The following is a 14,621-nucleotide window of genomic DNA, read 5'->3' as shown; positions in this document are numbered from 1 at the left end:
AAAAAGGCTTCCAACTCAGGAAGCCAAATGCAGCTGATCACGAAAACAAACAGGATGGAAAGATCATACCCTTCCTATCGACTTGCTGGAGTAAGACGCTCGATTATTCAGCGTGCGACAGCACCAACGCCGTCATAAGTTTTACTCCGATGGGAACGAGCTCGTCATTGAAGTCATAACGAGGGTTATGCAATGGAACCGCCTCCTTACCCTGACGATCTGCTCCAAGCCAAAAGTAAGCGCCTGGGCAGGACTCCAGCATGTAGGCAAAATCCTCGGTTGCCATCGAAGGATCAGCATCCCATACGATATTAGCGTCACCCCGCAACCGGCAGGCCACGTTGTAAACCCGATGCGCGCTATCCGGATGGTTCAATGTCACGGGGTAGCCTTGCCGATAGGCCACCTCACCGGTAAGCCCAAACGCCTGTGGAAGACTCCCTACCATTTCACGTATGAGCGCCTCGATGCGTTGCCTGGTCGAGTTCTCAAGGCAACGAACCGTTCCCTTCAGCACTGCTGTTTCCGGGATAACGTTGTAGGCCGTCCCGACATCTATAGCCGTTACGCTCAGGACTGGTGGAGTCAAAGGCGAAAGGCGCCGAGGAACCAGCGTCTGCAAAGCTGTCACCAGTGGGCTCGCAACGACGACAGGGTCGAGCCCATTGTGAGGCATAGCCGCGTGGCATCCCATGCCCTTGATGACAATGTCGAACATGTCCTGAGAAGCCATAATGGCCCCTGGGTTGACTTGTAACTTTCCTTGGCCAAGCCCAGGCCAGTTGTGCAGACCGTAAATGAACTCCATCGGGAATCGCCGAAAGAGACCATCGTCGATCATGCGCTTGGCCCCCGCGCCGGTTTCTTCAGCCGGCTGGAAGACGAAGGTTACCGTGCCGGCGAACTGGCGCGCTTCGCTGAGGTGGCGGGCCGTGGCGAGTAAAATGCTGGTATGTCCATCATGGCCGCACGCATGCATCCTTCATGCGTGGAACGATGACCGCTCTCTCCTTCTTCATGGATAGCCAGAGCGATGGCTTCGTCATGATCATGACAGCAAGTGATCAGGCATGGTGGGCATCGATGATCGCAAGGTGTTGGTATGAGCGCGCAGGGACTGCGTAGCCCTTTTAACGCCCACGACGCGTGCAGCAGAGATTGCTGTCGAGCACTGCTGGCAAACGGGTTCGTTGTACAAGGCGTCTAAGGGTGTGGGCAACGCCCACAATCAAGAGCCAAAACTGGTGTGGACATCACACAACCACCAGGCCCAAACGAGCACCACCGCTGTTGGCATTCACCCTGGCCACACATCCCGTTTCTTGCTTAGTTTCTTTGCACCAGATGCAGCATCCCGGTTTGCGCAACAGGGCAACCTGAGCTTTGCTACGAGCGGCGCGAAGCAGAAGCGCGCCAACCACGGAAGGGTCATGCATTACCTTACCGATTTTAAATCAGCTATAGGTAGCGCTTATGAAATTAACGGCTATTCTCCCTCTAGTTTTAATACAAGGATTACTCAGCGGATGCAACATGCTGACAAACTACAAGGAACTAGAGGCAAATAAAAGACTAGCAATAGTAACAGAAGTCAAACAGGATATTGGAAGCGGCAAGTATCGCGAATTCAAGGTCACCTGTCCCGAAGCGAGCCCAGATGCATTGATGATGCTAGCCGGCAGCTTGAGCGGAGAGACTAAAAGCGGAGTAGCCATTGCATCAGCGTTCTCAGAGTCAGGATCAAATATCGGGTTGAGAACACATTCTATCCAGCTGCTGCGCGACCAACTCTTCAGCATTTGCCAAGCGTATGCGAACCAAGGACTAACTGCATATACATATCAAACACTACTGAGCCGCAACCAGCAAAACACAATAACACTAATGGCCATAGAACAACTGACTGGAGTTCTAAAATCACCACTAGTCGCGATAACTACCAATGCAGACTCTGCAACAATGCAATTGCTTAAGCTAAAATCCGACCTAGAAACCGCCAACAGCAAACTCTCGGCGCTTAAAGACAAAACCTCAGAAGAAGCCGTAGCTCTTAAAAAGACGATTGATGACACTGAGAAGAAAATAGCCACCACCCAGAACTTAGCGGCTTCTGCTGCTGGCACTATAGAGGTGAAACTTCCCGAGTCTAAAAGTCAAGGTCTCGGATCAGACAATGTAAAGGCAATAACAGATGCGGTTGTGCTACTGGTGCAGATGACCAACGCGAACACCGCCGAACCGAACAAGTTCATGGTTTGCACCGACATACTACAAAGCAGCGCCTACTTATCAAAAGTCAATCTAGAAACCGGGCAAAGGACAGCACAATACACACCACTTGAATCAGCCTGCAAAGACTTTGTCACACAAACTATTGCAAGCAACGCAGAAATAGCCAAAGCAATCAACACAGAAACAAACACACTTAACAAATCCAGCAATACAAAAACAGCTATAGACTTATCAATACAGAGAATCAACACACTGCAACAACTCATAAAATAGTTACCCATCAAACATTTTGTATCAGTGGAGATCAGCGAAGGCTGACTCCACTTTTTCTGACCAATACTTTTAACCAACAATTCTAACCAATAATACTTTTAACCAATACTTCTTACCAGGCAGACACCTACCATGAAATCCTCTGACATTACTAAGAAGGACGTTTAGCGCCAAGACCTGCAAAGTTCTATTGAGTGGCAGGACTGATCCAGAGCGCTCTTCAGGCCGAGCCGCTTCTGGCCCTTGGTACCAATCCAGTCTGATCAGCTCGTTCAGCACCGCCGATAAAAGGGGCCGACTAGCTGCGAGCCTTCACCAAGGTAGGACAGAAAGATACCCGCAGCACTCACTGGCCATAGGACTTCGTGTAGCAGCGGCCAGCAGTGCACGAACCTGCGTCCCCGAACCGTCCAAGGTGCGAGGCGTGGAGTCACACATCACCCGCAGAAGCACCAGCACCAGCCCCGAATAGGCGAAAGGGTGCCAGTTGGACTGCGCGTTTTGCGCATCGCTATCTGAAGGTTTCTTGAACTGTCTTTCCTGAAATCTTGCGCACTGCAAAGCGTTCGCCTCATTCAGAAGCGCTCGAAGCTATGGCCGAGCATCGTTGAGCAATTGATCGTAAAGGGCACGCCCGGCTGGAGTGGTCTCAGGAGCCCTCCGGGTTCATGGGATCTGAGGATACAACGCCTTAGATTCAGACAGGCGCTCTGGGATCTGGGACTGGGGGGGGATTGAGGAATTGGAGGTCTGGTAGGACATTTCGCTACGACGGCAGGGCATTTTTGACAAAAACCAGCATTATTTCGGTGCAGGTGACAAAACATGAAATTCGTCGAAAATAAGGAGGCCGACACCTTCCAGCGAAGGGTCCTCCTGCAAGCGCCGGGTGAGAATGCCTTCGGTGACCACTTCAATGCGGGTATTGGGGCCGACTTTGCTGTCCAGGCGAATTCGATAACCCACCGTCTCGCCGACGCCTTCTCCCAGCTCGCTCGCCAGTCTTTCAGCAGCAGCACGAGCAGCCAGACGCCGGGGCTCAAGCATCAGGATCGTCTGCCCGGCCAGCCACGACTCGTGCAAAAGCGCCAGCGGCACCCGGGTGGTCTTGCCCGCGCCCGGCGGCGCTTCGAGCACGGCCTCATCCCGGTCGGCAAGGGCCTGGCGCAAGGCAGGGAGAACGGCATCGATGGGCAAAGAATTCATGGTGGCTCCCAGATCAGCCGGGGAGTATACCCACGAGCATCGCAGGCCCCCAGCCTGTGTGGGGATGCGTTTGCGAAGGCCGCCAGAGAACAGCGTGCTGCCGATTCTCAAACGCCAGAAACAAGGAAGCCCCGCAAGCGGGGCCACAACTTAACCTAGTCTCATCACCGTTTCAAAAGCCCGGGAGTGGAGGTGCTAGGGCAGCGACGCAAATTTATCACAGAACCCTCGCCGGCGAATTCTCGAAATCGATGCCCTCGCCCATGACCTGCTTAATGGATCCTGAACAGGCGCGGAATCCAGCTCGAAATCAGCTTTCGCTCATCTGCCTTCAACCAACTTTCTTCCCACACGGATACTCTTATTGATTAGGCATTTGCCTTGTATAGTTGCGCCTTCTTCTGAGGAGATCCCCATGCGCATTCCATCCCGTTTGATTGGCGGTGTTCTGGTCGCCACCCTGCTGACGCAACTGACTGCCTGCGGCAGTATTTTCTACCCGGATCGTCGCGGCCAGATTCAGGGCAGCGGGCGAATGGACCCGGCGATCGTGATACTCGACGCCATCGGCCTGTTGTTCTACATCATTCCCGGCGTGATCGCGTTCGGCGTGGACTTCGCCACTGGCGCGATCTATCTGCCAGGCGGCACTCACGCTCAGATCGATCCGCAAAAGCTTGAACCGGCGGTGCGCACTGACGGCACCGTCGACAACGCCAAGCTGCAAGCCATCATTCAAACAGAGCTCGGCCGTACCCTGCCGCTGGATGATCCTCGTCTGATCCAGCACAAAGGCAGCACCCAGCAGCTTGCCTCCCTGGGCCTTGTACCGTCCGCTTGAGTCTGTGATTTAAAGGAAGCGCCATGAGCACCAGTCCCGAACACGCCCGCTTATTGCGTCTGGCAACCCGCGCCTCGCTTGCCGTGGCGAGCATTCTGATCGTTGCCAAAGCGGTTGCGTGGTGGCTCAGCGGCTCAGTGAGTCTGCTGGCCGGCCTTACGGACTCGATGCTCGACGGCGCGGCGTCTTTCCTCAATCTGCTGGCCGTGCATTACGCGCTGCGTCCCGCCGACGATGATCATCGCTATGGCCACGGCAAGGCCGAGGCGTTGTCGGGCATGGCCCAGGCGCTGTTCATCGCAGTAAGTGCGTTTTTGATCGGCTTTCAGGCGGTCGATCGCATCCAGCACCCGCAGCCCCTCGGCGCTCCCGGGTTGGGTTTGCTGGTGATGATGTTGTCGATTGGTCTGACGATTGCCTTGCTGATGTTGCAGCACCGCGTGGTGAAGGCAACCGGTTCGGCGGCGATCCGCGCCGATTCCCTGCATTATCGCTCTGACCTGTTGCTCAACTTCAGCATCATGCTGGCGCTGGGCTTGGCCTATTTCGGCTACTCCCAGCTGGACGCTTATTTCGGTCTGGCCATCGCGTTCTACATTTTGTGGAGCGCGATTTCCATTGCCCGAGAAACGGTGTCAGTGCTGATGGACGCTGAGCTGCCTGTCGATGTCAGCGCAAAAATGCTCGAGCTGGCCCAGGGCGTGCCGGGTGTGCTGGGTGCCCACGACCTGCGCACGCGGATTTCGGGCAATCACTGGTTTGTGCAGCTGCACCTGGAGTTGCCGGGCACGCTGACGCTGTCGGTGGCGCACGATTTGTGCGAGCGGGTGGAAGCGGCGATTCAGGACGAATTCCCCAAGGCCGAAGTGCTGGTGCACGCGGATCCGCAGGAAGTGGTGGGGCGTGAGGATGGACCGGTTTTGAATTGAGACGGTGGTAGGACCGGCTTTAGCCGGGAAGGCATCTGGTGTCATACCGCAAATCTGATGGCGCTCGCACTGGCCTCTTCCCGGCTGAAGCCGGTCCTACTGACCGCGTGCAGTTAGTGGGACTGGCTTTAGCCGGGAAGGCGTCAGACGACAAGCCGTGAAATTGAGGGTGTTGGTGCAGGCCTCTTCCCGGCTGAAGCCGGTCCTACAAAAACAGTGCGCTGCGCATTTTGCATCCCAGGCTACATCCCGCACTCACTGCTGAATGCTATACCCCCGCCCTGCATAACAACTGGCCATCGCCTGACGGTAGACACCCAGCACTTCCGGTGCCGGCTGATAGGCCGCGCCTGCCGGGTCGAAATTGCTCTGCTGCACGGCGTAGCGGTAGCAGTCGTAGCGGTCCTGTTCGATTTCCTGTTGCGGCTTGCCTTCGGGGGGATAGGCGACAACGTCATAGGGATTCGCGGCCTGCTGAACGGGCTGCGGCTGCTGCGGCGAGTACACCGGTTCGACATTCTGGGGAGGCTCGGCGACCACATATTCCTGGGTGTTCTGCTCGTAGGTGTAATAGGTGCCGGCGGCGACGAAGAACAGCGCGCTGCCAAGCCAGACCTGTTGAGCGTAGTCAGGCAGATAGCGCACGCGGACACCCCGTGGGGGCTGGACGACCACATAACGCGGTCCCTGTGGGCGATACCAGTAGCCGCCTGAGTAGAAGTAGTCCCCGCCGCGATACGGCACGCGGGAATACCCGCCCGGCATGCGATCAATTTCGTAACCCGGGCGATAGCGCGGGCCCGAACCCCAACCATCGCCATGACCACCGGGACGGCCGGGCTGCCAGTTACCGTTATCAGGACGACGGTCGCCGTCGCGCCAGCGGTTGTCTCGGGGCTGGTCGCGGTAGAAGCCCTGCCGCGGCTCTTGAGTCTGAACCACTGTGTCCGGCCGACCCTGAATCGGCAGGCCGCCTTGGCGATCCTGCAACTGACGCTGTTGTTGCTGCTGCTCTTGCTGGCGTCGTTGCTGATCCTGCTGTTGCTGGCGCTGTTGCTGCTGTTGCTGTTGCTGCTGTTGGCGTTGATCGTCGCGAAGGTCGCGCTCGCGTTCCTGCTGCTGGCGCTGCTGATTGGCGCGCTCTTGCTGGTTCTGCTGAATCTGGCGGTTTTGCTGCAGCTGCTCCTGCTGCCGCTGCTGTTGTTGCTGCTGCTGCGCCTGCTGTTGGCGTTGCTGCTGACGCTGCTGATCCTCGGCAAAACCGCGCTGCTTCTCCTGCTGCTGACGCTGCATCTCAAACCCGCGCTGTTGCTGTTGGCGCTGCTGCTGCTGTTGTTGCTGTTGCTGCTGATTATTGTCGTCGGCCCACACCTGAGCACCGATGCTCAAGGCCAAGAGACTGACACCTGCCAAACGCCAGATGCGCGTGTTCATGCTTTCCTCACTGCGGCGCGGATACCTGTTGATAGGACTGCTAGTCGGGTGCGCCGTTCGCCGCACTCTATCAGCGTGGCGGATGAAACTGTAGAAGCACCACTGCGGCCTGAGCTGAAAAGGCAGGCACAAAAAAAGAGGGCTCAATGGCCCTCTCTGGAATACTTCGTCCTGGCTCGACGCTTTTGACGCCGGCTCACCTCGCATCGTCTTCTGGACAGTGCGTAGCCCGGTGGCCTGCTCAACCCTGTCGGGTTGGAGACCGCGGCTGGCCTGATTCGGCGGGCCGCGCTGGACGCTGTGTCCGGGCAGTGATTCTGGTTAAAAGAATAGGCTTTGGGGGACGACACAGGATTGCGAATATTGCTGATGAAAACACCACTTGCGCAATAATTCACTTCAGATGAATAATCCTGCGCAATCCATTCAATAAAGGCGCTTATGGTGAGCAAGCTCGACAGATATGACTTGAGTATTTTGGCCGAACTGCAAAAGGACGCGCGCATTTCCAATCAGGAGCTAGCCGAGCGCATTGGCCTGTCGCCTTCACCCTGCTCGCGTCGCGTCAAGCAGCTGGAAGACGATGGTTATATCGTGGGGCAGGTCGCGCTGCTGGACCGCAAGAAGCTGGGCCTTAGCCTGACGGCCTACGTGCTGATCGGCATGGACCGCCATACGCCCGACCGCTTCGAGAATTTCGAGCACCACATCCGCAACCTGCCGCAGGTGCTGGAATGCAGCCTGGTCACCGGTATCGACGCCGACTACCAGTTGAAGGTGGTCGTCCCGGACATGGATCACTACCAGAAATTTCTGCTCGGCCACCTGACCCGCATCGACGGCGTGACCAGCGTGCGCTCCAGCTTCGTGCTCAATCAGGTACTGGCAAGCACCGAATTGCCACTGGTGCATTTGCGTGGGTGAAGCGCGTCCGCGCAGGTACAGGGTTTTTGTGGGAGCGACCGGGGTTGCGTTTGCTTCGCGACGGCCTGTCGTTTTTACTCAAAGCTTTGCCGGCACTTCCCGCCACTGCCCCTGATCCAGCCCATCAAGGCACCAGTCGCCAATCCGCACGCGCACCAGTCGCAACGTCGGCAGGCCGACCGCTGCGGTCATCCTGCGCACCTGGCGGTTGCGTCCTTCTTTGATCACCAACTCCAGCCAGCTCGTCGGCACGCTTTTGCGAAAGCGCACCGGCGGGTTGCGCGGCCACAGTTCCGGCTCGTCCAGTTGCCGGGCCTGGGCAGGCAAGGTCGGGCCGTCGTTCAGCTCGACGCCGTCACGTAGCTTTTGCAGTTGCTCTTCCGTCGGCTCGCCTTCCACTTGCACCCAGTAGGTTTTCGCCAGCTTGTGCTTGGGGTCGGCGATGCGCGCTTGCAACTGGCCGTCGTTGGTCAGCAGCAGCAAGCCTTCGCTGTCGCGGTCCAGGCGACCGGCTGGGTAGATGCCAGGGATCTCGATGAAATCCTTGAGCGTCGCCCGGCCTTCGCCATCACTGAACTGGGTCAGCACGTCGAAGGGTTTGTTGAACAGAATCAGCCGAGGTTCGGCGGGCGGTGCTTTGGCGACACGCCGAGGCGCACCGGGACGATCGGGTGAAGGACGGCGGGGATCAGGACGTTGATTGCGGGGCATGGGAAACCGGTAAAGATGACGGGAACAGAAAAGATCACTAAACAGAAAGGGCCACTTTAGTGGCCCTTTCGTTGAACGCCTAGCGCCTTAACGGAGCCCTTAGCGGAACGGCGGTTCGTCGAAGCTGCGCAGCTTGCGCGAATGCAGCGAGTTGAGCTGCGTGCGCATCAAGTCCAGCGCGGCGATGCCGATCTTCAAATGCTGGGTGACCGCACGCTCGTAAAATGCGTTGGCCGAACCCGGCAGCTTGATCTCGCTGTGCAGCGGTTTGTCCGAGACACAGAGCAAGGTCCCGTAAGGCACCCGCAGGCGATAACCCTGGGCGGCGATGGTGCCGCTTTCCATGTCCACCGCCACGGCGCGAGACAGGTTGATCAGCGGCCGCTCCTGAGCCCAGCGCAGTTCCCAGTTGCGATCGTCGTAAGTCAGGACCGTGCCGGTGCGCAGACGCTTCTTCAGATCGTCGCCGCGTTCGCCGGTGACTTGGGCGGCTGATTCCTGCAACGCCAACTGCACCTCGGCCAGGGCCGGGATCGGAATGTTCGGCGGCAGCACGCGGTCAAGAATGCCGTCGCGACGCATGTAGGCGTGGGCGAGGACGTAGTCACCGATGGTCTGCGACTGACGCAGGCCGCCGCAGTGACCAATCATCAGCCAGCAATGCGGACGCAATACCGCGAGGTGATCGGTGATGTTCTTGGCGTTGGAGGGGCCAACGCCGATGTTGACCAATGTCACGCCATGGCCGTCTTCGGCGATCAGGTGGTACGCCGGCATCTGGTAACGGTGCCAGACCACGCCGGAGACGATGGCCTGGGCTTCGCCGTAATCCATGCTCTTGTCGACAACAACGTTGCCCGGCAGGACCATCTTCACGAAGCGCGGGTCGTCGCGCAGTTTTTCCAGGCCATGCACGATGAACTGGTCGACGTAGCGGTGGTAGTTGGTCAGCAGGATCCACGGCTGAACATGGCGCCAGTCGCTGCCGGTGTAATGCACCAGACGGCGCAGCGAGAAATCCACCCGGGCGGCGTCGAACAGCGCGAGCGGCAGCGGATCGGTGTTGGCCCAGTCGTACAGACCGTCGGCGATGCCATCGGTGGCCGCCGACAAATCGGTGCTCGGGAAGACACGCGCCAGGGTCGCGGCGGTGACGCCGGTACCGGCCAGCTCATCGCCCTGCTCGACCACGTAGGGGTACGGAATGTTCTGCTCGCTGACGCCCACTTCCACCGTCACGGTGAAGTCGTTCATCAACGGCACAAGCTGTTCGAGCAGGTATTTGCGGAACGCCGCCGGGTGGGTGACGGTAACGCTGTAAGTACCTGGCAGCTGAACCTTGGCGTAGGCGCGGGTGGTCAGCGGCACTTCGCCCTGGCAGTGGTAGGTCAGGCGCAGCTCGGGGTAGCGGAACGTAAGGCGCTCGGCGGCAGTAGGTTCGACGCGGTCTTTCAGGTAGCGCTTGAGCGCCTGGCTCAAGGCGGTGGTTGCCCGTGCGTGCAGCTCAGCGAGCCGGTCCACGGCGTGTTCGGCAGTTTCTACGACAATGAAAGCTTCGGTCACGATGCATATCCTTCTTATCTTGCAAGCGCATATCTTGCCTGCAACAGATGACGAAGGCACGAGTTGCCTGTGGCCGACGCGGCAATGGACGCGTTATAGCTGCGGCGATGACCGCGCGACCAGCGCCTGAACATCCACCCCGCGCGGCAAGGCGCCGTAGACGCGTCCCGGCCGTTTCAGGCGCCCGGCAATAAATCCGTCGCTGACCACGGCATTGCCCGCTTCCAGCAGCAGCTTTGCCTGCAACGCAACGGCGATGTCTTCGGTCAGTTGCCGGGCGCGGTATTGGATGTCGCCGGTGTCCTGAAAAGCCTTTTTCAAGCCATGAATATGCGCGGCCAGACGCGTGTCGCCATGACCGTCGCCAAGCTCATCGAACAGCGCATCCAGCACCCCGGGTTCTTTGGACAATGCGCGCAGGACGTCCAGGCACTGCACGTTGCCGGAACCTTCCCAGGTCGAATTGACCGGCGCCTCACGGTAAAGGCGCGGCAGAATGGTGTCCTCCACATAGCCTGCACCGCCCATGCATTCCGCCGCTTCGTTGATCATGGCCGGCGCGCGCTTGCAGATCCAGTACTTGCCCACCGCCGTCACCAGCCGTGCGAAACGGGCTTCGTGGCCGTCGTCCAGGCGCTCCAGCGAGCGTCCCATGCGCAGGGTCAGCGCGAGGGCCGCTTCACTTTCCAGCGCCAGATCGGCGAGCACGTTTTGCATGAGCGGCTGTTCACTGAGCAAGCGACCGCTGACGCTGCGGTGGGCACAATGGTGCGCGGCCTGGGTCAGGGCCTGACGCATCAGCGCGCTGGAACCGGTCATGCAATCGAAGCGGGTCATCGCCACCATTTCGATGATGGTCGGCACGCCGCGCCCCTCCTCGCCCACCATCCACGCCAGGGCGCCGCGGAATTCCACTTCGCTGGAGGCATTGGACCAGTTGCCCAGTTTGTTCTTCAACCGCTGTATGTAGAACGCGTTGCGGGTGTCGTCCGGGCGATGGCGCGGCAGCAGGAAACAGGTCAGGCCCTTGTCGGTCTGCGCCAGGGTGAGAAAGGCGTCGCACATGGGCGCCGAGCAAAACCATTTGTGCCCGACCAGTTCATAGGCCTGACCGGGCCCGGGCTGGCCGACCGGATAGGCCCGCGTTGTGTTGGCGCGCACGTCGGTGCCGCCCTGTTTCTCGGTCATGGCCATGCCGATGGTGGCGCCGGCTTTGTGGGCGATGCCGACGTTGCGCGGGTCGTAGTGGGTGGCGAGGACCTTTGGCAGCCAGATCTCGGCCAGGTCCGGTTGAAGGCGCAGGGCCGGGACGCTGGCGAAGGTCATGGTCAGCGGACAACCGCTGCCGGCTTCGGCCTGGGTGTGCAGATAGCTCATCGCCGCGCGGGCGACGTGGGCACCTTCCCTGGGATCGGTCCACGGCAGCGACGGGATGCCGTGCTCGACGGCGGTTTGCATCAACTGGTGGTACGCAGGATGAAACTCCACCAGATCGATGCGATGGCCGTAGCGATCATGGCTGGCGAACACCGGCTTGTTCTGGTTGGCGAGAAAACCCGCTTCCATCAACGGGCCGCCGGCCAGCGCGCCGTAGGCGTCGATTCGGTCCCGTGCCCAGCCTGCTCCGAAACGTTGCGACCACTCTTGCAGCGGCAGGTCGATGCGGTACAGGTTGGTGCCGTCCAGAGAAGGCGGCTGATTGGTGACCTCGTGGGTCTCGGCGAACTGATGCAGATTGATGGGCTGGTCCATGAGGCGACTCCGGTCCGGGCAGCACGGGGCGGTTGTGCTGCTGACCTAGTGAATCACGCACACTGCGCCGGCGACAGCGCCATAGAAGACGAAATCACGGCCGTTTTGCCTTGTATTAGCCCTGTAGGGACTGAGCTACGCCTGAGTGAACGCGGATCGACTGTAGGAGTGAGCTTGCTCGCGAACGCGGTGGGTCTGTTACGGAAAAGTCATCTGACACACCGCAATCGCGAGCAAGCTCACTCCTACAAGGGTCAGCCTTTACAGTCCCAACGCGTTGCGACCATCACACGCTGCAACCGCCCAAAATCTACTTGAATAGACACAGATCAACTGTAGGAGTGACCGGGGTGGCGCTCCTACACCGATTGCGTGGCGATCTGCACATCCAGGCTCAAGCGGAACTGGCTGCCATTGCCCGGTTCGGACTGATGGCTCAGGCGCCCGCCCTGCAATTCAATCAACTGTCGGCAAATCGCCAGGCCGATGCCCAGCCCGCCGTATTCCCGCGTTGTCGATCCATCCACCTGGAAGAAGTTGGCGTACAGCGTTTCTTCATCAAGTCGACTGAAGCCGATGCCGGTGTCGATGACGTCGATCACCAGCCGCACGTGCTCGGCGTCTGCGCGCTGGCCGTTGACGCGGATTCTGATCGAACCGGTTTTGGTGAACTTGATCGCGTTGTCCAGCAGGCACTCCAGGCACTGGCGCAACTTGACGCCGTCACCTTCAAGGCTGTCCGGCAGCGTTTCGTCCAGCTCCACACTCAGCGCCAACGCCTTGCTGCGGGCCAGCGGCTCGAAGCCACTGCGCAGCTGAAACAGCACATGACGCAGGCTGAACGGCTCGCTGCGCACAGTCACCCGACCGGCTTGCAGTTCGGTCAGCGTGAGGATGCCGTTGACGATGCCCATCATGCTTTGCGCCGAATCGGCGGCGGTCTGGCGATACAGCTCGATCTCGCTCTGCGCCGCGTCCATCTGCATCAATTCCAGCGAACCAATCACGCCGTTCATGGGCGTGCGCAGTTCATGGGTGAGCGTGGCCAGAAACTCGTCTTTCAATCGGTTACTCACCGCCAGTTGCTGGTTGAGGGTTTCAAGCCCCTGCTGCGATTCCGCCATGATCTGCGCCTCACGCTCGCGCATGGCGTTGATGCGGTCGGCCAGCGCCAGCGACAGCAATGCCACCTCGATCACCGAACCGATCTGGCTGGCGTACATGGTCCAGAAGTTATTGGGCAGATGCCCCAGCAGCATGGTCGCGTTGACCACCCCGCCGATCAGGAACGCCGACCAGCCAATGATGAAGTACCGCGCGACCCGCCGGCCCTTGAACCACGCCGCCAGCCCGATCAACAGCACGACGGGCGTGAACAACAACACCAGCCCGGTCACCAGGCGCAGCGCAACGCCGTAATCCATGCTCAACGCGAGGGCCATGATCACCGCGGCGCAGACCATCATCACCCGCAACGGCACGTCCAGCCAGCGACCCAGGCTCGGCGTCTGCAGGAATTTACGGGTGAACTGGCTGGCAAACAGAATCGCGGCGGCGATGAGGAAGGTGGTTGAGGTATTGGCCCACCACGGGTTATTCGGCCAGAAATACTCGATCGCCGCGCCGTTGACCGACACCTGATACAGGCCGAAAAAGGTGATGTAGAGGATGTAATACAGGTACGCGGTGTCGCGCACGCTGAGGTAGATGAACAGGTTGTAGACGAGCATCACCGCCAGCACGCCGTAAATCATGCCGAGGATGTACAGCCGCGACGGCTGCTCTTCTATATAGGCGTGACTGGCCCACAGATTGAGCGGCGCCTGCACCGAGCCGTGGCTGGCGACGCGCAGGTAAACGGTCTTGGTTTCGTGGGCGTTCAGGTTGAGATCGAACACGTAGTTGTTCTGCTTAACCTGCCGGCTGGCAAACGGCAGCATGTCGCCGGTCTGCCAGGCCAGACGGGGTCGCGCGTCGCCGTCGCCGAGGTAGAGATCAACGTGGTCCATCGGCGGGTAAGCCATTTCCAGCAGCCAGTCGGCGGACGCCAGCGGGTTGCCGGGGCGATACGTCAGACGCACCTTCAGCCAGAAAGCGGAGCGAGAATACCCGGCGTTGAGCGACTGACCGGCAAGCGGTTGGAAGCGTGAGGCGCCCTCGGGGGACGAGACTTGCTGGATGGTTGCATCGCCGGTGGGGTCTTCGAACACTTCAGTGTCGCGCCCCAGTGCCAGGCTGCGGGTCTTTTCATCAAAATCGACGGCGCTGGCGAACATCGGCAACAGGCAGAGCAGGAAGATCAGCACCAGACGCATGGGGCACCGCCTTGGCACTGATGAAGTCCACGAGCTGCCGTGGGCAAATCGAACGGCTTCGCAATTCGGCGAGCGACCGCTGTATCGGTCGAATAGGTCAGCGGGCAACGCACTTGCATTCACTCTTCTGGCGGAATGTATGAAGCGCCACAGGATAGCGACCGATAGCTCGATGACACCATCTAAATCTGCGCATTGTGCGGGGCTGGTTTGTTCCCGTGTAGGACTGGCTTTAGCCGGGAAGGCGTCGGATGTCTCACCGCAAAATTGATGGTGTTTGCACTGGCGCTTTCCCGGCTGAAGCCGGTCCTACTAACAGCATGCGTCCTGCCGCAAAATTGATGGTGTTTTGTAGTGGTCAACTAATTCCGGACACCTCGATAGGTTGTTTCAAGGCCATCGTCCGTTCGTAAACGGTCGGTGGCAGATACCCCAGTTTTG

General features: G+C 59.2%; 9 protein-coding genes and 3 pseudogenes. 5 read left to right on the top strand and 7 right to left on the bottom strand.

What is annotated here, in order from left to right:
* Positions 1–103: 103 nt before the first annotated feature.
* Complete coding sequence (locus QWI18_RS25055) at positions 104–979, bottom strand: amidohydrolase (RefSeq protein WP_369320129.1); 876 nt, start codon at positions 977–979, stop codon at positions 104–106.
* Between the two features lie 554 nt (positions 980–1,533).
* Between QWI18_RS25055 and QWI18_RS25050 the strand changes: the two genes are divergently transcribed.
* Positions 1,534–2,505, top strand: a complete 972-nt coding sequence (locus QWI18_RS25050; protein ID WP_369320128.1) for a hypothetical protein — start codon at positions 1,534–1,536, stop codon at positions 2,503–2,505.
* Positions 2,506–3,330: 825 nt separating this feature from the next.
* On the opposite strand, the pseudogene QWI18_RS25045 reads toward QWI18_RS25050, so the two are convergent.
* Positions 3,331–3,711, bottom strand: a pseudogene (locus QWI18_RS25045) (DEAD/DEAH box helicase); the annotation flags it as partial.
* Positions 3,712–4,126: 415 nt separating this feature from the next.
* Between QWI18_RS25045 and QWI18_RS25040 the strand changes: the two are divergent.
* On the top strand, positions 4,127–4,552 hold the full coding sequence (locus tag QWI18_RS25040; RefSeq protein WP_065988349.1) for a polyribonucleotide nucleotidyltransferase: 426 nt from the start codon (positions 4,127–4,129) through the stop codon (positions 4,550–4,552).
* 23 nt (positions 4,553–4,575) lie between these two features.
* Positions 4,576–5,481: a cation diffusion facilitator family transporter gene (locus QWI18_RS25035; protein WP_369320127.1), complete on the top strand. Its 906-nt coding sequence runs from the start codon at positions 4,576–4,578 to the stop codon at positions 5,479–5,481.
* A 255-nt stretch (positions 5,482–5,736) separates the two neighbouring features.
* On the opposite strand, the gene QWI18_RS25030 is transcribed toward QWI18_RS25035, so the two are convergent.
* Positions 5,737–6,471 (bottom strand): DUF6515 family protein, encoded by a 735-nt coding sequence (locus QWI18_RS25030; RefSeq protein ID WP_369320126.1) that lies wholly within the window; start codon positions 6,469–6,471, stop codon positions 5,737–5,739.
* Between the two features lie 15 nt (positions 6,472–6,486).
* On the opposite strand from QWI18_RS25030, the pseudogene QWI18_RS25025 reads away from it, so the two are divergent.
* A pseudogene (locus tag QWI18_RS25025) lies at positions 6,487–6,957 on the top strand (hypothetical protein); the annotation flags it as partial.
* A 399-nt stretch (positions 6,958–7,356) separates the two neighbouring features.
* Positions 7,357–7,839 carry an Lrp/AsnC family transcriptional regulator gene (locus QWI18_RS25020; RefSeq protein WP_192133544.1) on the top strand — a complete coding sequence of 161 codons (483 nt, stop codon included), beginning with the start codon at positions 7,357–7,359 and terminating at the stop codon, positions 7,837–7,839.
* Between the two features lie 78 nt (positions 7,840–7,917).
* On the opposite strand, the gene QWI18_RS25015 is transcribed toward QWI18_RS25020, so the two are convergent.
* From QWI18_RS25015 to QWI18_RS25000, 4 genes and pseudogenes are all read right to left on the bottom strand, one after another.
* Positions 7,918–8,550 (bottom strand): pseudouridine synthase, encoded by a 633-nt coding sequence (locus tag QWI18_RS25015; protein ID WP_244656996.1) that lies wholly within the window; start codon positions 8,548–8,550, stop codon positions 7,918–7,920.
* A 99-nt stretch (positions 8,551–8,649) separates the two neighbouring features.
* Positions 8,650–10,113 carry an AMP nucleosidase gene (gene amn, locus QWI18_RS25010; RefSeq protein WP_065988354.1) on the bottom strand — a complete coding sequence of 488 codons (1,464 nt, stop codon included), beginning with the start codon at positions 10,111–10,113 and terminating at the stop codon, positions 8,650–8,652.
* Between the two features lie 93 nt (positions 10,114–10,206).
* Positions 10,207–11,853 carry an acyl-CoA dehydrogenase family protein gene (locus tag QWI18_RS25005; protein ID WP_369320133.1) on the bottom strand — a complete coding sequence of 549 codons (1,647 nt, stop codon included), beginning with the start codon at positions 11,851–11,853 and terminating at the stop codon, positions 10,207–10,209.
* 389 nt (positions 11,854–12,242) lie between these two features.
* Positions 12,243–14,180 (bottom strand): annotated as a pseudogene (locus QWI18_RS25000) (7TM diverse intracellular signaling domain-containing protein); the annotation flags it as partial.
* Between the last annotated feature and the right edge of the window lie 441 nt (positions 14,181–14,621).

This window comes from Pseudomonas sp. W2Oct36 (assembly GCF_041060465.1).
GTDB classification, from domain to species: domain Bacteria; phylum Pseudomonadota; class Gammaproteobacteria; order Pseudomonadales; family Pseudomonadaceae; genus Aquipseudomonas; species Aquipseudomonas graminis_B.
Note: the sequence above shows the minus strand (reverse complement) of the source record. Positions and strands in the feature narration are given on the sequence as shown.